18 protein-coding genes are annotated in these 16,967 nt (G+C 68.9%); 10 read left to right on the plus strand and 8 right to left on the minus strand.

The genetic code is table 11. The annotated features are described in order from the left end of the window. Positions 1–12 precede the first annotated feature (12 nt). Together DMC64_RS32090 and DMC64_RS32095 are read left to right on the plus strand one after the other, a co-directional pair. On the plus strand, positions 13–249 hold the full coding sequence (locus DMC64_RS32090) for a ferredoxin (RefSeq protein ID WP_007033644.1): 237 nt from the start codon (positions 13–15) through the stop codon (positions 247–249). Then, a complete protein-coding gene (locus DMC64_RS32095; RefSeq protein WP_125736529.1) occupies positions 242–1,561 on the plus strand; it encodes an NAD(P)/FAD-dependent oxidoreductase in 1,320 nt (439 codons plus the stop codon). Before DMC64_RS32090 ends, DMC64_RS32095 begins: the two co-directional genes overlap by 8 nt. 513 nt (positions 1,562–2,074) lie before the next feature. On the opposite strand, the gene DMC64_RS32100 is transcribed toward DMC64_RS32095, so the two are convergent. Next, on the minus strand, positions 2,075–2,524 hold the full coding sequence (locus tag DMC64_RS32100; protein ID WP_125736530.1) for a helix-turn-helix domain-containing protein: 450 nt from the start codon (positions 2,522–2,524) through the stop codon (positions 2,075–2,077). A 67-nt stretch (positions 2,525–2,591) separates the two neighbouring features. Between DMC64_RS32100 and DMC64_RS32105 the strand changes: the two genes are divergently transcribed. Continuing rightward, positions 2,592–3,734 carry an MFS transporter gene (locus DMC64_RS32105; RefSeq protein ID WP_125736531.1) on the plus strand — a complete coding sequence of 381 codons (1,143 nt, stop codon included), beginning with the start codon at positions 2,592–2,594 and terminating at the stop codon, positions 3,732–3,734. Here DMC64_RS32105 and DMC64_RS32110 read toward each other — a convergent pair. From DMC64_RS32110 to DMC64_RS32125, 4 genes are read right to left on the minus strand one after another with little or no spacing between them, the layout of a single operon-like run. Beyond that, positions 3,718–4,869 (minus strand): acetyl-CoA C-acetyltransferase, encoded by a 1,152-nt coding sequence (locus tag DMC64_RS32110; RefSeq protein ID WP_125736532.1) that lies wholly within the window; start codon positions 4,867–4,869, stop codon positions 3,718–3,720. The genes DMC64_RS32105 and DMC64_RS32110 overlap by 17 nt on opposite strands. Further along, a complete protein-coding gene (locus tag DMC64_RS32115) occupies positions 4,862–5,464 on the minus strand; it encodes a TetR/AcrR family transcriptional regulator (RefSeq protein ID WP_016332873.1) in 603 nt (200 codons plus the stop codon). Before DMC64_RS32115 ends, DMC64_RS32110 begins: the two co-directional genes overlap by 8 nt. Positions 5,465–5,471: 7 nt before the next feature. Beyond that, complete coding sequence (locus tag DMC64_RS32120; protein ID WP_125736533.1) at positions 5,472–6,239, minus strand: SDR family oxidoreductase; 768 nt, start codon at positions 6,237–6,239, stop codon at positions 5,472–5,474. Further along, entirely contained in the window at positions 6,236–7,354 is a 1,119-nt protein-coding gene (locus DMC64_RS32125) for an acyl-CoA dehydrogenase family protein (protein ID WP_125736534.1), read from the minus strand. Before DMC64_RS32125 ends, DMC64_RS32120 begins: the two co-directional genes overlap by 4 nt. Before the next feature lie 71 nt (positions 7,355–7,425). On the opposite strand from DMC64_RS32125, the gene DMC64_RS32130 reads away from it, so the two are divergent. The 5 genes from DMC64_RS32130 to DMC64_RS32150 are packed head-to-tail and all read left to right on the plus strand — an operon-like array spanning position 7,426 to position 12,785. Then, positions 7,426–8,916, plus strand: coding sequence for a FadD3 family acyl-CoA ligase (locus tag DMC64_RS32130; RefSeq protein ID WP_125736535.1), 1,491 nt, complete (start codon positions 7,426–7,428; stop codon positions 8,914–8,916). Continuing rightward, a complete protein-coding gene (locus DMC64_RS32135; protein ID WP_037343597.1) occupies positions 8,913–9,746 on the plus strand; it encodes an enoyl-CoA hydratase in 834 nt (277 codons plus the stop codon). The genes DMC64_RS32130 and DMC64_RS32135 overlap by 4 nt, the downstream gene beginning before the upstream one ends. Next, positions 9,746–10,879: an acyl-CoA dehydrogenase family protein gene (locus tag DMC64_RS32140; protein ID WP_125736536.1), complete on the plus strand. Its 1,134-nt coding sequence runs from the start codon at positions 9,746–9,748 to the stop codon at positions 10,877–10,879. Before DMC64_RS32135 ends, DMC64_RS32140 begins: the two co-directional genes overlap by 1 nt. Further along, positions 10,876–11,805, plus strand: coding sequence for an acyl-CoA dehydrogenase family protein (locus tag DMC64_RS32145; protein ID WP_125736537.1), 930 nt, complete (start codon positions 10,876–10,878; stop codon positions 11,803–11,805). Before DMC64_RS32140 ends, DMC64_RS32145 begins: the two co-directional genes overlap by 4 nt. Continuing rightward, entirely contained in the window at positions 11,802–12,785 is a 984-nt protein-coding gene (locus DMC64_RS32150) for an acyl-CoA dehydrogenase family protein (RefSeq protein WP_125736538.1), read from the plus strand. Before DMC64_RS32145 ends, DMC64_RS32150 begins: the two co-directional genes overlap by 4 nt. On the opposite strand, the gene DMC64_RS32155 is transcribed toward DMC64_RS32150, so the two are convergent. Beyond that, complete coding sequence (locus tag DMC64_RS32155) at positions 12,760–13,677, minus strand: RNA polymerase subunit sigma-70 (protein ID WP_125736539.1); 918 nt, start codon at positions 13,675–13,677, stop codon at positions 12,760–12,762. The two genes, DMC64_RS32150 and DMC64_RS32155, sit on opposite strands and share 26 nt — an antisense overlap. 63 nt (positions 13,678–13,740) lie before the next feature. Here DMC64_RS32155 and DMC64_RS32160 point away from each other — a divergent pair, with 63 nt between their 5' ends. Next, positions 13,741–14,115: a nuclear transport factor 2 family protein gene (locus DMC64_RS32160; RefSeq protein WP_125736540.1), complete on the plus strand. Its 375-nt coding sequence runs from the start codon at positions 13,741–13,743 to the stop codon at positions 14,113–14,115. Positions 14,116–14,222: 107 nt separating this feature from the next. Here DMC64_RS32160 and DMC64_RS32165 read toward each other — a convergent pair whose 3' ends face one another. After that, positions 14,223–15,404 (minus strand): HNH endonuclease signature motif containing protein, encoded by a 1,182-nt coding sequence (locus DMC64_RS32165; protein ID WP_125736541.1) that lies wholly within the window; start codon positions 15,402–15,404, stop codon positions 14,223–14,225. Between the two features lie 109 nt (positions 15,405–15,513). Next, positions 15,514–15,810, minus strand: a complete 297-nt coding sequence (locus DMC64_RS32170; protein WP_233629894.1) for a hypothetical protein — start codon at positions 15,808–15,810, stop codon at positions 15,514–15,516. Positions 15,811–15,897: 87 nt separating this feature from the next. Here DMC64_RS32170 and DMC64_RS32175 point away from each other — a divergent pair, with 87 nt between their 5' ends. Continuing rightward, positions 15,898–16,944 carry an acyl-CoA desaturase gene (locus tag DMC64_RS32175; RefSeq protein WP_125736542.1) on the plus strand — a complete coding sequence of 349 codons (1,047 nt, stop codon included), beginning with the start codon at positions 15,898–15,900 and terminating at the stop codon, positions 16,942–16,944. The last annotated feature ends 23 nt before the right edge of the window (positions 16,945–16,967 follow it).

Raw genomic sequence — 16,967 nt, forward strand, 5'->3', positions numbered from 1 at the left:
GAGAGACGAAAAATGATCTTCGGAAGCATACGGCGTGGCACCCGCGTCAGCGTCGACAACGAGCGGTGCGAGATCTTCGGCTTCTGCGAGATGGAGGCGCCGTCCACCTTCAAGATCGGGCCGGACGGCAAGCTCCGCATCCGCCGGATGGTCGATCGGGACGGGCTGGACCAGGCCATCTCCGCCGCGCGGCTCTGCCCGAAACAAGCCATCAGAGTCAAGGGAGAAGGAGCGTACGACGATGAGTGACGGAGATCGGATCGTCATCGTCGGCGCGGGCGTCGCCGGGCTCCGCTCCGCGGAACGGTTGCGGGAGCTCGGTTTCGACGGCGAGATCGTGCTGGTCGGCGACGAGCCGCGGAAGCCGTACCACCGGCCGATGGTGTCGAAAGAGCTCATCACCGGCGGGGTGAAACCGGTGGCCGCGAGCCTGGAGCCGTACCTGGACCTGGACGTCCACTGGCGGCTCGGCACCCGCGCGACCTGGCTGGACAGCAAGGAGCGCACGGTGCACCTGCCGGGCGGGGAATCCCTGTGGTACGACGGGTTGATCATCGCGACCGGCGTCTATCCCCGCCATCTCCCCGGCTCGCCGCGCCACGACCCCCGGGTCCGGGTGCTGCGCACCGTGGAGGATTCACTGGCCGTCCGGCGGGCTTTGGGCAACAGCAACAAATCCGTCGTGGTGATCGGCAGCGGACTGATCGGGAACGAGTTCGCCGCGTCGATGCGGTACATGGGCCGGGACGTCACGCTCATCGGCCACGCGAAGGCGCCTTTGCACCGCTTCGGGGAGCGGATCGCGTCGGCGCTCACCAAGGAGCATCAGCACCATCGCGCGAAGCTGGCGATGAACACCGAGGTGCGGAACTGGATCAGCACCAAGGAGACGGTGGGCCTGCACCTGACCAACAACCAGTTCCTGGTGGCCAGCTGCGTGGTGCTTTCGATCGGCAGCGTGCCGGCCGTGGACTGGCTGCGCGGCTCGGAGCTGACCATCGACGACGGCGTGCTGTGCGAAGCGACCCTGTTCGCCACCGGGGCGGAGGACGTCGTGGTCGCCGGTGACGTCGCGAAATGGCCGAACCTGCGGATCGACGAGACCCCGCGACGGGTCGAGCATTGGATGAACGGCGTCGAATCCGGGCGCGCGGCGGCGGAAAGCCTGATGCTGGGCCGCGGCAACGCGCGGCCGTACACGCCGCTCCCCCGTGCCTGGTCGTCCCTCTACGACGCGCGGTTGCAGACCGTCGGGATGCCGTCGCTGGGCAAGGACACGATCGAACTTTCCGACGGGGTCACCGGTTTCGTCCGCGACGGCAGGCTGATCGGCGCGGCGGGCTGGGACCGGCCGAAGGCGATGATCCACTGGACCGCCGAACTCGACCGGCGGCTGCCGGTGCCCGAGCCGGTGTTCCCCGCGCCCGCTCCTTCGACGGCGGACACGCCGATCGGGGAGGACATCCTCGCCCCGTTCGAGCGGGACTTCCTGTCCGAGACCCCGACCGAGGCCGTTCCGGCGCCGGAAAGGATGCCCTGGGCTCGCGTTCCCGCCGGGTGACCCGGGAGCGCGAACGGACCGGGGCCGCGCGCGGCGGCCGCGGTCCCCTCAGGTGGCGGTGGGCAGCTGGGCCTCCGCACCCACCGCCACCCCCTGGGGACGCCGGGAGGTACCGGACCGACGGTGATTCGGGCTCCGTCGGGTACCGCCCTCCGGGCTCCCCGTATCCGGTCGGGGCCCTTCCAGGCTTGACTCACCTGGGAGGGCCCCGATCTACGAACTCGTCACTCACGTGATCAGAGACGGAACTCATGTGCTTGGAGGCGGAACTCGCGTGATGGGGTTCCGCACTCGGTCTGCGGCATCTGATCACGCGAGTTCCGCCTCAAAACACGGGAGTTCCGTCTCTGATCACATGAGTTCCGTCTCTGATCACGCGGCGGCCCGGGAGGAACGAGGCTTTCGCCGCGAACAGCAGCAGGAAACCATGTCGCGAAAGCCACTTTCGGGACATCTGATGTCTCGAAAGTGGCTTTCGCGACACTTGGCGTGACCGCTCACGAGGCCTGGGCTTCACGAGGACGGCTTCACGACCACGGTGTCGTCCGGGCCGACCAGACGCCCGTCCGCCGCCCGGATCTCCAGGCCCCGCAACGGAAGCCCGCCCTCGCGGTCCACCAGTTCCGACCGCGCCTCCCCGTCGGCGAAGAAATGCGCCTCGCCCCATTGCCGCAGCGCGACGATCACCGGGAACAGGTCCCGTCCCTTCGGCGTCAGGACGTACTCGCTGTACGTGCTCCCGTCCGAAGCCGGGACCACTTCGAGCACCCCGTGCCCGACGAGCGCCCGTAGCCGCGCGGACAGGATGTTCTTCGCGACGCCCAGGCTGCGCTGGAACTCCCCGAAGCGGCGCACGCCGTCGAAGGCGTCGCGCACGATCAGGAGTGACCACCAGTCGCCGATCGTGTCGACCGAACGCGCCACCGGGCAGGAAGCTTCGTCGAACGTCGTCCGCTTGACCATGGTTGCATCTTACAACCGCATTGCCCTACCGTCAGGTGGTAGCAAGTTGAAACCATCTGGAGGATCAGTGCATCGCGGTGTCGTCCTGTTGTTCGCCGTGGCCGCCGGGACGGCCGTCGCCACGATCTACTTCGCCCAGCCGTTGCTCGTCACCATGGGCGCCGAGCTCGGCATCGCCTCCTCGACCGTCGGCGGCATCGTCACGCTCACCCAGCTCGGGTACGGCCTCGGCTTGTTCCTCCTGGTCCCGCTCGGCGACCTGCTCGACCGGCGGCGGCTCGTCGCCGGTCTGCTGACGCTGCTGGCGGTCGCCGAACTGGTCGCCGCGACCGCCGTGAACGGTTTGACGCTGTTCGCCGGGATGGCGGCGATCGGTGTGCTGGCGGTGGTCACGCAGCTCCTGGTCGCGTTCGCGGCGTCGCTGGCCGCGCCCGCCGAACGCGGGCGCGTGGTCGGTCTCGTGACGACCGGCGTCGTCCTCGGGATCCTGCTCGCGCGCACGGTGTCCGGCACGCTGGCCGACCTCGCCGGCTGGCGCGCGGTGTACGTCGTGTCCGCCGCGGTGACGGTGGTGATCGCGATCGTGCTGTACCGCGTCCTTCCCGCCACGGCCCCGGGAAAGACCATGAACTACGGGCGGTTGCTGCGGTCCACGTTGTCCCTCTTCGCCGAGGAGCCCGTCTTCCGGACACGCGGAACGCTGGCGTTGCTGATCTTCGCCGCGTTCGGCACGTTGTGGAGCTCGGTCGCCTTGCCGCTCAGCGAAGACGGCCTGTCGCACACCGCCATCGGCGCGTTCGGGCTGGCCGGGGCCGCGGGCGCGCTGGCGGCGGCCCCCGCGGGACGGCTCGCCGATCGCGGCCGGGCGCGGTGGACGACCGGGCTCGCGCTCGGCCTGCTCCTGCTTTCCTGGCTACCGCTGGGTTTCACCCGCACGTCACTGTGGGCGCTGGTGGTCGGTGCGATCCTGCTCGATCTCGCCGTCCAGGCCGTGCACGTCACGAGTCAGACCTTGATCTACCCGCTCCGGCCGGACGCCGGAAGCCGGTTGATCGGCGGCTACATGATCTTCTACTCCGTCGGCAGCGGCCTGGGCGCCATCGGCTCGACCGCCGTCTACGCCGTCGCCGGCTGGACGGGCGTCTGCCTGCTCGGCGCGCTGTTCAGCGCGTCGGCGCTCACCGTGTGGGGCGTCAAAGCCGCTCGATGATGGTGACGTTCGCCGTGCCGCCGCCCTCGCACATCGTCTGCAACCCGTAGCGGCCACCCCGCCGTTCGAGTTCGTGCAGCAGGGTCGCGAACAGTTTCGTCCCGGTCGCCCCGATGGGATGGCCGAGCGCGATCCCGCCGCCGTTGACGTTGACGCGGTCCGGATCGGCGCCGGTTTCCTCGATCCACGCCAGGACGACACTCGCGAACGCCTCGTTGACCTCGAACAGGTCGATGTCGTCGATGCCCAGCCCGGTCTTCCGCAGCGCGTGCGCGGTCGCCGGGATGGGCCCGGTCAGCATCCAGACCGGATCGGCCGCCCGGACGGAAAGGTGGTGGATCCTGGCGCGCGGGGTGAGCCCGTGCTCCTCGACGAACTTCTCCGACGCGATGAGGGCCGCGCTGGCGCCGTCCGAGATCTGACTGGCCACGGCCGCGGTGATCCGCGAACCCTCGCTCAGCGGTTTGAGCCCGGCCATCCGCTCCAGGCTGGTGTCGCGCCTGGGCCCCTCGTCCAGGGCGGCACCGGCGAACGGGGCGATCTCGGCGGCGAAGCGGCCTTCGTCGATGGCGGCGATCGCGCGCCGATGGCTGCGGAAGGCGAACTCCTCCATCGCCTCGCGGGTGAGATCCCAGTGATCGGCGATCATGTCGGCACTGCGGAACTGCGAGACCTCGACGCTGCCGTAGCGCTCCTGCCAGCCCTTCGAGCCGGAGAACGGGTCTTCGAAGCCGTACTCGCGCCCGGCCAGCATCGCCGCGCTGATCGGGATGGCGCTCATGTTCTGCACGCCGCCGGCGAGGACGAGGTCCATCGTCCCGGACAGCACCGCCTGCGCGGCGAAGTGCACGGCCTGCTGGCTCGAACCGCATTGCCGGTCGATCGTCACACCCGGCACGTGGTGCCCGAAACCCGCGGCGAGCCAGGCCGTGCGCGCGATGTTCCCGGACTGCGGCCCGAGCGTGTCACAACAGCCGAGGATGACGTCGTCGACCAGGTCGGCCTCGACCCCCGTTCGCTCGACGACGGCCTGGATGACGTGGGCGCCGAGGTCGGCGGAATGGACACCGCTGAGCACTCCCCCGCGTTTGCCGACCGGGGTCCGGACCGCGTCCAGGACATACGCTTCAGCCACGCCGCCTCCTCTTCGTCGCGATGCCGTCCAGCAGGATCCCGAGGTACTGCTGCGCGACGTCGTCCGCGCTCAGCGTGCCGCCGGGGTTGTACCAGCGCACCGCCACCCAGACGGTGTCGCGGATGAACCGGTAGGTCAGTTCGACGTCGAGGTCCTCGCGGAACACGCCGGCCGCGATGCCGTCGGTGAGGATCCCGTTCCACAGTTTGCGGAATTCGGTGTTGCGGTCGTTGAGGTAGCCGAACCGCGGCAGCTGCATGAGATGCTTCGCCTCGGATTGGTAGATCGCCACCTCGGCCGGCCGCCGGTGAATGGATTCGAACGACGCCACGACGACGGCTTCGAGGGTTTCCCGTGGGCCTTTCCCTTCCGCGACGATCTCGGCGTAGGCGCCGAAGAGTTCGTCGAGGAACCCAGTGAGGATCTCGTCGGCCATCGACTCCTTCGAGTCGAAATGGTGGTAGAGGCTGCCCGAAAGGATGCCCGCCGCGTCCGCGATGTCCCGCACGGTGGTGGAGACGTACCCGCGCTCGGCGAACAGCTTCGCCGCCAGGGCGAGCAGTTCGGCGCGGCGGGACCCTGGGCTGGCTTTCATCGCTACCTCACGCATGCTGGGAACTCACGGACACGACCTCGCCGGTGAGGTACGAGGAGTACTCACTGGCGAGGAACACCATCACATTCGCCACTTCCCAGGGTTCCGCCGCCCTCCCCGAGACCTCGCGCGCGGTGAGTTCGGTGAGCAGTTCGTCGCTGGTCACCTTGGCCAGGAACGGATGCATCGCCAGGCTCGGCGCGACAGCGTTGACCCGGATGCCGTGTTCGGCGACGTCGACGGCCGAGCACCGGGTGAGCGCCATGACACCCGCCTTCGCGGCCGCGTAATGGGCCTGCCCGGCCTGCGCGCGCCAGCCGATCACCGACGCGTTGTTGACGATCACCCCGCCGTCGCCTTGGGCGATGAACCGCTTCACCGCGGCCCTGGTCGCGCGGAACGTGCCGTTGAGGGTCACGTCGATGACCCGCGCCCATTCGTCGTCGGCCATGTCCACAATGGACTTGGTGCCGCCGAGACCGGCGTTGTTGATGAGCACGTCGATCCGGCCGTAGTGCGCGGCGGCGCCGTCGATGAGCGCCTGCACCTGATCTTCCTGCGTGACGTCGCAAGGGATCGCGTGGACGTCACCGAGTTCGGCGGCCTTCTCGCCCAGCCGCCGCTCGTGCCAGTCGCTGATCACGACGCGGGCGCCCTCTTCCATCGCGCGTTTCGCCACCGCGGAACCGATCCCGGTGCCGGCCGCCGCCGTCACCACGACCACCTTGTCCCGCAAGAGATTCGCCCCCTCGGGGTACTTCGGCACCGGGATCACGGACGGACCTCCCTTGGCAGGCCGAGCACCCGCTCGGCGATGACGTTGCGCTGGATCTCGTTGGAGCCGCCGTAGATCGTGTCGGCGCGGGTGAAGAGGAAGAGCCGCTGCCAGGCGTCGAGCCCGTCTTCCGCGACCATTCCCCGCGCGCCGCGGACGAGCATCGCGAGCTCCCCGAGGTCGCGATGCCAGTTCGCCCAGACCAGTTTGGACACTTCGGCCACACCGGGCGACGAGTCGCCGAGGGTGCGGATCGCCTGCGCTCGCATGACCTCCAGACCGACCCAGGCGCGGTCGATCCGTTCGGCGATCACCGGGTCGTCCGGTGCGATCCTGGTGAGTTCTTCGAGTTCCCGGCGGAAGCCGACCTGCTGCCCGAGCGTCGCGACACCACGCTCGAAGGCGAGGGTGCCCATCGCCACGCGCCAGCCGTCGCCGGGTTCGCCGACCACGAGGTCTTTCGCCGTGCGGGCGCCGTCGAAGAAGACTTCGTTGAACTCGGATGTCCCGGTGAGCTGCCGGATGGGCCGGACCTCGACGCCGGGCTGGTTCATCGGGACGAGCAAATAGGACAGTCCTTTGTGGCGTTTCGAGCCGGGCTCGGTGCGGGCGAGGACGAAACACCAGTCGGCGACGTGCGCGAGGGACGTCCACACCTTCTGGCCGTTCAGCACCCACTCGTCGCCTTCGAGCGTCGCCGTGGTCGCCACGGCGGCGAGATCGGAACCCGCGCCGGGTTCGGAATAGCCTTGGCACCACAGTTCTTCGACGGCCACGATCGGCGGAAGGAACCGCTTCTGTTGTTCCGGCGTGCCGAACGCGATGAGCGTGGGACCGAGGAGCTCTTGCGCGAGATGACTGACCCGCGCCGGGGCGTTCGCTCGCGCGTACTCCTCGTGGAAGACGACCTGCTGGTCGAGCGTCGCGCCCTGTCCTCCGTGCTCGACCGGCCAGCCGACGCAGGTCCAGCCCGCCGCCGCGAGCCGCCGCTCCCACTCCACGCGTTCGTCGAAAGCCTCGTGCTCCCGCCCTGGACCGCCCAAACCGCGCAGTTCCGGCGGCAGGTTCTCCGCCAGCCAGGTGCGCACACGGTCACGGAAACCGTCCTGAGCCACGCCTGCCTCCTCTAGCCAAACCAGAGCCTGCTGCGTAGGCTACCCTACCAAGCACTTGCTAGGGAGGCTCGATGTTCGAAGGGACCATCCCGGCGGCGCTCGACAGGGCCGCGGAGCGCTTCGCCGGCCGGGAAGCGCTGGTCGACGGCGAAGTCCGGCTCACCTATGCCGAACTCGCGCGCCGGGTGCGGCAGGCCGCGCGGTTCTTCGAGGGCCACGAACGGGTCGCGATCTGCTCCCCCAACACCTGGCATTGGGTCGTCGCCGGGCTCGGCGCGCTGTACGCCGGCGCCACACTGATCCCGGTCAACACCCGCTTCACCGCGCGCGAAACCGTCGACATCCTCGAACGCGCGAAGGTTTCCGCGCTGGCGATCACCGGCACGTTCCTCGGCACGGACCGGCTGGCGGACCTCGGTTCCGCTCGTCCGGGCACCGTGGTGCGCCTCCCCGTCGAAGGCCCCGAGGAACCCGTCGACGGCGTCACGGAATGGGACGCACTCTCCGGTCTCGACAGCGATTTCGTCAGTCCCGCACAACCCGGCGACGTCAGCGACATCCTGTTCACCTCCGGGACCACCGGCCGCAGCAAGGGCGCGATGAGCAGCCACCGGCAGGCACTGAGCGTCGCCGAAGCCTGGGCCGAGTGCGGCGGGCTGACCGAAGAAGACCGGTACCTCGTGATCAACCCGTTCTTCCACAGCTTCGGCTACAAGGCGGGCATCCTCGCCGCCGCGCTGCGGGGCGCGACCCTGGTGCCGCAGCGCACCTTCGAGCTCCGGGAGACCCTGCGCCTCATCGAATCCGAGCGGATCACCGTGCTACCCGGCGCGCCCACGATCTACCAGGTACTCCTGGAGGCGCCCGAGCGCGGGAACCACGACCTCTCCAGCCTGCGGCTCGCGGTCACCGGTGCCGCGACCGTGCCGGTCACGCTCGTCGAGCGGATGCGGACGGACCTGGACATCGACACGGTGCTCACCGCGTACGGCCTCACCGAAGCGGTGGTGGCCACGATGTCCCGCCCCGAGGACGACGTCGAACTGGTGGCGAACTTCTCCGGCCGCGCGACGGCCGGCTTCGAGGTGAAACTCGGCGAGCACGACGAAGTCCTGCTGCGCGGTCCGAACGTGATGCTCGGCTATCTCGACGATCCGGACGCCACCGCGAAGGCCGTCGACGCCGACGGCTGGCTGCACACCGGCGATGTCGGCGTGCTGAACGAACGCGGGTATCTGAAGATCGTCGACCGGATCAAGGACATGTACGTCTGCGGCGGGTTCAACGTCTACCCGGCGGAGGTCGAGCAGGTGCTGAGCCGCCTGGCCGGGGTCGCCGAAGCCGCCGTCGTCGGTGTGCCGGACGAACGGCTCGGCGAGGTCGGCAAGGCGTTCATCCGGCTCAGCCCGGAGGCCTCACTGTCCAAAGAGGACGTATTGACCCATTGCGAAGGCCGGTTGGCCAACTACAAGACTCCTCGATTTGTCGACTTCGTGGCGGAGCTTCCGCGAAACCTGTCGGGGAAGGTCCTGAAACGCGTGTTGCGGGAGGAGAACGGATGACCGTCGAGTACGAGCGACGCGGGCCGGTGGCCGTCGTCACGATGAACCGGCCGGAGTACCGGAACGCGCAGAACTCGGCGATGACCTACGCGCTCGACGCCGCGTTCACCCGCGCCGTCGACGATCCCGAGGTCAAGGTGATCGTGCTGGCCGGCGCGGGCAAGCATTTCTCCGCCGGGCACGACATCGGGACACCGGAACGCGACGTGGACGTCTCGTTCGAGCGCAAGGCGGTGCTGTGGTGGGACCACGTCGGCGCCGAGGGCGGTGATCAGCGGTTCGCCCGCGAGTCCGAGGTCTACCTCGGCATGTGCCGCCGGTGGCGCGAGATCCCGAAGCCGACCATCGCGAGCGTGCAGGGCGCGTGCATCGCGGGCGCGCTGATGCTGGCGTGGGTGTGCGACATGATCGTCGCCTCCGAAGACGCGTTCTTCGCCGATCCCGTGGTACGGATGGGAATTCCCGGCGTCGAGTACTTCGCGCATCCCTGGGTCCTCGGTCCGCGCGCGGCCAAGGAGGTGCTGTTCACCGGTGAGCGCTTCACGGCGCAGCAGGCCAAGGAATGGGGCATGCTGAACCGCGTCGTCCCTCGCGCCGACCTCGAAACCGAGACGATGGCGCTGGCGGAGAAGATCGCGGTGATGCCGCGGATGGGGCTCGCGCTCGCCAAGAAGGCCGTCAACCAGGCCGAGGATCTGATGGGTCTCCGGTCCGGAATGGACTCCGTGTTCGGGCTCCATCACTTCGCGCACGCGCACAACGCCGAGGTCTCCGGCGGCGACTCGCTGGGCGGGCAGGACGCGCGCTCGATGCGGGACGCGAGCTCGTGATGGACCTCGACCTGGACGAGCGGACACTCGCCTTCCGCGATGAAGCCCGTGCCTGGCTCGCCGCGAACGTTCCCACCGAGCCGCTGAAGTCGTTCGACACCGCCGAAGGATTCGCTCAGCACCGCGAATGGGAGTCCCGGCTGGCCGACGCCCGCTGGTCGGTCGTCTCGTGGCCGCGTGAGTTCGGCGGCCGGGACGCGAGTCTCTTGGAGTGGGTGCTGTTCGAGGAGGAGTACTACGCGGCGGGAGCACCGTTGCGGGTCAACCAGAACGGCATCTTCATGCTCGCGCCCACGCTGTTCTCCCATGGCACGGAGGAACAGCAGGCCAGGATCCTGCCGAAGATGGCGCGCTCGGAAGAGGTCTGGGCGCAGGCGTGGTCGGAACCCGAGGCGGGCAGCGACATCGCCGCCCTCCGCAGCACCGCGACCCGCTGCGACGGCGGCTGGCGGGTCAGCGGGCAGAAGACGTGGAGCTCACGGGCGACGTTCGCCGATCGCGCGTTCGGCCTGTTCCGCAGCGACCCGGAGTCGGTGCGGCACAAGGGACTCACCTATCTCATGGTGGATCTGCGGGCCGAAGGGGTCACCGTGCGGCCGATCCCCCAGCTGGACGGGGAGCCGGGGTTCGCCGAGATCTTCTTCGACGACGTCTTCGTCCCAGACGAGGACGTGATCGGCACCCCGGGCGAGGGCTGGCGGGTCGCGATGACCACGGCGAACAACGAACGCGGCCTCTCCCTGCGCAGCCCCGGCCGGTTCCTCGCCGCGGCCGACCGGCTGGTCTCGCTCTGGCAGGAGGCGGGGCGTCCCGCGCACACCGCGGACCGGGTCGCCGACGCGTGGATCGGCGCGCGGGCCTATCAGCTGTACACCCTGGGCACGGTCACCCGGCTCGCCGACGGCGCCGAGCTCGGGCCGGAATCGAGTGTCAACAAGCTGTTCTGGTCGCATCTCGACGTCGCGCTCCACGAGACCGCGCTCGACATCCTCGGCCCGGACGCCGAACTGCGGGGCGCCTGGAGCGATGGCTGGCTGTTCTCCCTGGCGGGACCGATCTACGGCGGGACCGACCAGATCCAGCGGTCCATCGTCGCCGAACGGTTGCTCGGCCTGCCGAAGGGGGCTCGATGAGGTTCGCACTCTCCGGTGAGCAGGAGCAGTTCTCCCGCAGCCTGAACGATCTTCTGTCCGGTGTGGACACAGACTCGGCCAACCGCGCCTGGGCGGCGGGTGATCCTGGCCCCGGTCTCAAGATCTGGCGGCGCCTGGCGGAACTCGGCGTGACCGCGCTGGCGGTCCCCGAGAAGTACGACGGGCTCGGCGCCACACCGGTCGATCTGGCCGTCGGCTTCGAACGGCTCGGTTACCACTGCGCTCCCGGGCCGTGGACCGACACCGTGGCCGTGCTTCCGTCCTTGTTGGACGACGAGCTGCTGACGTCGGTCGCGTCCGGTGAGACGCTGGCTTCGGTCGCGTACGCACCACACGTGCCGTACGCCTTGGATGCCGATGTCGCGGACGCTCGCTTGGCGGTCGAGAACGGCAGGCTGCGCGCGTTCACCCCCGGAACCCTTTTGTCCTCTGTGGACAGTTCACGACGGCTGTTCCCGCCGGTGACCGGCGACGATCTCGGCACGGCGCTCGACGCGGACAGCGCGTTCGAACTGGGATGTCTCGCCACCTCCGCGCAACTCCTCGGCGCGGGACGGTGGCTGCTCGACACGTCGGTCGCCTATGCCGCGCAACGCAAGCAGTACGGCCGCGAGATCGGCGGGTACCAGGCGGTCAAACATCTGCTCGCCGATGTGGCGACCGCGCTCACGCTGGCGGAGCCGCTGCTGTTCGGCGCGGCCGTCACGCTGGACCGGCGCGACGTCTCCGCGGCCAAGGTGGCGTGCGGCGATGCCGCGCATCTCGCCGCCCGGACGGGGCTGCAGGTGCACGGCGCGATCGGCTACACCGCGGAACACGCGCTCGGCCTGCGCCTGACCAGGGTCCGCGCGCTGGTCGGCGCCTGGGGTACGCCGCGATTCCACCGGGAGCGGGTGCTGTCATGACGTTCACCGCCGAACAGGACGCGCTGCGGGACAGCGTCCGGAAACTGCTGGACCGGGAAGCGGATCCCTGGCCCGAGCTGTGCGAACAGATCGGCGTGGCGGCGCTGGCCGTACCCGAGTGCTTCGGCGGGCTCGGCGCGGGAACGGCGGAACTGCAGGTGGTCGCCGAAGAACTGGGCCGGGTACTCGCCGATGTCCCGTTCCTCGGCTCGGCCGTGCTCGCCGTGCACGCCGTGCTGGCCACGGGCAACGACAAGGCTTGCGAGCGTCTGCTCCCCCGGCTCGCCGAGGGCACTGTCGGCGCCGTGGCGTGGACCGACGCCGATGGCCGGTGGGACACGCCTGCCTGCCGTGTCGTCGACTCCGCCATGGAGGGTGAGGCGCACTATGTCCTCCACGGCGACGAGGCCGAGATCCTCCTGGTCGTGGCGGACGGCTCGCTGTACGAGGTCTCCGATGCCCGCCGTGTGCGGACTCCGGCGATGGACGAAACCCGGCGGCTGGCTCGTGTGGTTTTCGAGAACGCTCCTGCCCGGCTACTCGGCCCCGTCGACCTCGGCGCCTTGCGTGACGTGGCTTGTGCCGTCCTGGCCGCCGAACAGGCCGGAGCCGCTGCACGGGCGTTCGAGCTGACGGTGGAATACAGCAAGCAGCGGCGCCAGTTCGGCAGGCCGATCGGCGGGTTCCAGGCGTTGAAGCATCGGATGGCGGACCTCCACGTGCTGGTGGAGACCGCGCGTTCGGCGGCTTACGCGGCTCCGGAGTCGAGCAGGCTGGCGGCGGTGGCGAAGGTGCATTGTTCGGAGGCGCTGGCGACGGTGGCGGGCGAGATGATCCAGCTGCACGGCGGGATCGCGATCACCTGGGAGCATCCGGCGCATCGGTACTTCAAACGGGCGCATGGCGCGGCGCGGTTGTTCGGCTCGCCTGGGGAGCATCTCGGGCGGGTGCGGCCTACTTCTGATCCAGGAACCGGGTGATCGCGCGGATCCGATCCCCGTCGAGCGTGAGGACCATCAGCCCGGCCGGTGTTTCGCCGTGGCGGCAGCGGAAGGCGGGCTGGTTGTTCGCCCGCGTCGGCGTCATGGCGAAACGCTCGACGGGAACGGCCATGGTGACGCGGAGGAAACCCGCGATCGCTTCGAGACCGTGGTACTCGTGCGGCGCCGGCGGCATGGCGAGCCAGGCGTCGTCGGTGAGCAGGCCGAGGACGCCGTCGAGGTCGCCCGCGGTGAAGGCGTCGGCGAACCTCCTGGTCAGCTCGCGTTCCTGAGGTGACGGCCGGTGCCCGACGCTTTCGCGGTGTTTGTCGAGCGAGGCGCGGGCGCGCTGAAGGATGCCCTTGACCGCCGTCTCGGTGGTGCCGAGCATGCTCGCGACCTCACCCGCGGGGAAGCACAGGACGTCGCGCAGGACGAGCGTGGCGGCTTGTCTCGGTGGGAGGAGCTGGAGGCCGGTGATGAAGGCGAGCTCGATCGCCTCCCTGGTTCCGTAGCGCGCTTCGGGACCAGGGTCGCTGTCGGCGACGCGCTCGAGGAGCTCGTCCGGGTACGGCTGCAACCAGGTCATCTCGCCACGTCGGCTCGGTTCGGGCGGGTCGAACGGCGGCACCGGCTCGGGTGGGCGACGGCGACCGGCGTCCCGCAACGCGTTGAGGCAGCGGTTGGTGGCGATGCGGTACAGCCAGGTGCGGAGCGACGAGCGTCCCTCGAAGCCGTCGAGGCCCCGCCATGCGGCCAGGAGCGTTTCCTGGACGGCGTCCTCGGCGTCGGTGAGGGAGCCGAGGATCCGGTAACAGTGCAGGTGGAGCTCGTGCCGATACGTCTCGGCGAGCTCGCGAAACGACTGCTCGTCCGTTGCCCTGGTGCTCACAGACCGTTCCTTTCGGGGCGCGGGTGGTGTCTGACCGGGTGAAGACCGACGAAAGGAACCATCATGACCAGTCCCGCCTTGGCTGTCGCGCTCTCCTACCACCGCGCGTGGACCGGCAAGGACTTCGAGAAGGCGATGACCTACGTCGCCGACGACATCGTCTGCCACACACCCGGCGGGCCGCTCTCCGGCGCGGCGGCGTTTCGCGGGTTCATGGGCCCGTTCACAGAGATCCTGACCGGGTCGACCCTGCTTTCGGCGTTCGGGGACGAGACGACGGCGTTGCTGATGTACGACACCGCGACCCTGCCGGTGGCGAGCGCCCCGGGGGCCGAGCTGCTGACCGTGCGGGAGGGACGGATCGTGGAGTTGCGGATCGTTTTCGACCGGGCTCCCTTCGATGCGGCTAGGGCGGCTGCGGCAAGGGTTAACGGCTAAGCCCGCCTCGGGGTCCAATGGGACGAGCCCTGCGCACGCCAGTTCGAGGGCGCGGTGGGGCCCTACCCGTCGCACGTCCGGGTAGCCGCGGGGCGGTTCCGCGCCGATCAGAAGGGTGGGGTTTCGTCCTCCGGTTCCGGGCGTGGGTCGTGGAGTGGTTCGGGGGCTGCGGTGTAGGTGCGGCCGGTGGGGGTGGTGATGGTCATGCCGCCGTTGCCGGTGGGTTCCGCGGTCCAGCCGGGTTCTTCTTTGAGCATGTTGTGGATCTTGCAGGCGGCGTGGCAGTTGTGGTGGTCGGTGTCGCCGTGGCGGGCCCAGGTGGTGATGTGGTCGATTTCGGAGAATTCGGCGGGTCGGTGGCAGCCGGGGTGGGTGCATTCCCGGTCCCGTGCCTTGATCAGACGGGCCAGCGAGGCAGGGGGTCGGTAGGTGCCGGGGCTGGCTTCGAGGAGCTGTCCGGTGGTGGGGTCGGTGATCAGCCGGGACCAGGTCGAGCCGGGATCGGCGGCGATCTCCCGGGTGAGCCAGCCGGGGATGGGCCCGTAACCGGCCAGCGTCGCGGGATCCTCACGCGCACCGGTCAGGGTCAACAGGTCGACATAGACGTGGACGTGCGCGCGAGGCGTGCCGTGACCGTCCTCGGCCAGCAGCCGTTCGGCGAAGATGTCCGCACGGTGCTGATCGAGAGTGCGGGTCTTGTCGGATTGGCGGCGGGCTTTGGCCGCACGGGACAGGGACGCGTAGACCGAACTGGCGACTTCGACGGGAAGGTAGCCCGTCAGTTTGGACATGGTCTCGTCTTCGTGGTCCAGCGAAACATGCCGCAGCGCGCGTTTCTTTTCGGCGCGTTCCCGATAACCGTCGGGGTCGAATTTCTGCACCGCGTGATCCACCGATTTTCGGATCGCCGTCGGGTCACGACCGGCGAGCCGCTTGGTCATGAACGCGTCCACCAGCGCGGCGACCTCGTCGGACACCTCGCGGGTCAGCTGGCTGACCTTCGACGCTTTGTACAGATCGATGTCACCCTTCTCCAGCGCCGCCAACGTGTTCGGCAACCGGCGAACCAGCGCGCACGAGGTTTCGACCAGCAGGTACGCCTGATTGCGAGAGACCGAGAAGGCCAGAGCGACCTCCTCGGTCACCGATCTTCGAGAACCACCCACCCCAGCGAACCGGGCTATCGAATGCACCTGCCGCCCCTGAGCACGGCGAAGAACCACCTCCTCGTCATAGGCGGCGTCGAGAAACTGAGCGGCCTTCGGATTGAAAGCAAGAGACTGGGTCATGACCAAGATCATACTCGAACATTCGTTCGACCGCCACGAATGGAGCAGCGACCGGGCGAAACCTCAGAAAATCTTCCCCGCTGAGCGAAGGCCCTCCGGAGCCGGACGCTCACTGCCCGCCGAGCGCTTGCCGCCATACCTGTTCGAACTCGTCGCCGGTGATCCTGGACGCCACGAACTCCCGCTGCGCGTTGATCTCGGCGAGCGGCGGAACGGGGACCAGTCCCAAACCTGTGCCGCCGACCTCGCGCTCCTCGTCGGCCCAACCGAGCCTGCCGTCGCGGAACCGCTCCACTTTCCGGCGCTCATAGCCATCGATGCCGACCTCACTGAGGATCTCCACAGGCTCCTCAGCGAATTCGTGCGCCCACACGACACGCAGGTACCACATCCGCGCCCTGATCATCACGACCTCAGGGTAGGGCCAACCCCCGCACCAACCCACCGGCGCACCGCATTCACCCCACCCCCGCCCCGAACCAGACTCACAACGGTGACCGCAAACCTCCGCACAGGCAGCGATTTCGCCCGCCTGTCCCGCCGCGTCAGCGAAGCGGGCCTCCTCGACCGCCGTCCCGGCTACTACGTCTTCCGCATCGGCCTGGTCGCCACCCTCTTCGCCGGCGGCTGGATCGCCTTCTTCGCGATCGGGGATTCCTGGTGGCAGCTGGGGATCGCCGTGTTCCAGGCGGTGATGTTCGGCCAGATCGCCTTGCTGTCGCACGATCTCGCGCACCGCCAGGTGTTCCGGACCCGCCGCCCGAGCGAGATCGCCGGCCGGATCGCGGGCAATCTCGGCGTCGGCATGAGTTACGGCTGGTGGATGGACAAGCACACCCGCCACCACGCGAACCCGAACCACGAGGACCTCGATCCCGACGTCGATCCGGACATCCTCGTCTGGTCGAAGGAGCAGGCGCGGGCCAGCAAGGGACTTCCCCGGTTCATCGGCCGCTACCAGGCGTTCCTGTTCTTCCCGTTGCTCACCCTCGAAGGCCTGAACCTGCACTTCTCCGGGATCCGCGCGGTGTGGAAGCCGGGTCTGCGACGACGCGGGCTCGAAGCGGCCTTGCTGCTGACGCATTTCGCGCTCTACTTCAGCGCGCTGCTCGTGGTCCTCTCGCCCGGCAAGGCGCTCGCCTTCTTCATCGTCCACAAAGCACTGTGGGGTGTCTACATGGGATCGATCTTCGCGCCGAACCACAAGGGGATGCCGATCCTGTCCGGCGACACCGAACTCGACTTCCTGCGCAAGCAGGTGCTCACCTCACGCAACGTCCGCGGCGGCCACGTCGTCGATGTCGCGCTCGGCGGGCTCAACTACCAGATCGAGCACCACTTGTTCCCGAGTATGCCGTCGCCGCATCTTCGCCGCGCCCGGCCCATCGTCCAAGAATACTGCGCGGAAATCGGCGTCCCGTATCACGAGACGGGACTCCTCGAGTCGTACTCGCTCGCGTTGCGGAGCCTGCACGAAGCGGGTGAGCCGATCCGACTTTCGTCGGGTTCACCGGCTGAGACGCCCGCCGGACGCCGTTGACACTCCAGATACGGCTTCTTACG

This window comes from Amycolatopsis sp. WAC 04197 (assembly GCF_003947475.1).
GTDB classification, from domain to species: domain Bacteria; phylum Actinomycetota; class Actinomycetes; order Mycobacteriales; family Pseudonocardiaceae; genus Amycolatopsis; species Amycolatopsis japonica.

Bases quoted from the DNA above. Each gene is read 5' to 3' on its own strand.
- DMC64_RS32145 (WP_125736537.1), top strand. From the start codon at position 10,876: ATGAGGTTCGCACTCTCCGGTGAGCAGGAGCAGTTCTCCCGCAGCCTG.
- DMC64_RS32095 (WP_125736529.1), top strand. From the start codon at position 242: ATGAGTGACGGAGATCGGATCGTCATCGTCGGCGCGGGCGTCGCCGGG.
- DMC64_RS32140 (WP_125736536.1), top strand. From the start codon at position 9,746: ATGGACCTCGACCTGGACGAGCGGACACTCGCCTTCCGCGATGAAGCC.
- DMC64_RS32130 (WP_125736535.1), top strand. From the start codon at position 7,426: ATGTTCGAAGGGACCATCCCGGCGGCGCTCGACAGGGCCGCGGAGCGC.
- DMC64_RS32165 (WP_125736541.1), bottom strand. From the start codon at position 15,404: ATGACCCAGTCTCTTGCTTTCAATCCGAAGGCCGCTCAGTTTCTCGAC.
- DMC64_RS32100 (WP_125736530.1), bottom strand. From the start codon at position 2,524: ATGGTCAAGCGGACGACGTTCGACGAAGCTTCCTGCCCGGTGGCGCGT.
- DMC64_RS32150 (WP_125736538.1), top strand. From the start codon at position 11,802: ATGACGTTCACCGCCGAACAGGACGCGCTGCGGGACAGCGTCCGGAAA.
- DMC64_RS32135 (WP_037343597.1), top strand. From the start codon at position 8,913: ATGACCGTCGAGTACGAGCGACGCGGGCCGGTGGCCGTCGTCACGATG.
- DMC64_RS32160 (WP_125736540.1), top strand. From the start codon at position 13,741: ATGACCAGTCCCGCCTTGGCTGTCGCGCTCTCCTACCACCGCGCGTGG.
- DMC64_RS32115 (WP_016332873.1), bottom strand. From the start codon at position 5,464: ATGAAAGCCAGCCCAGGGTCCCGCCGCGCCGAACTGCTCGCCCTGGCG.
- DMC64_RS32090 (WP_007033644.1), top strand. From the start codon at position 13: ATGATCTTCGGAAGCATACGGCGTGGCACCCGCGTCAGCGTCGACAAC.
- DMC64_RS32170 (WP_233629894.1), bottom strand. From the start codon at position 15,810: ATGATCAGGGCGCGGATGTGGTACCTGCGTGTCGTGTGGGCGCACGAA.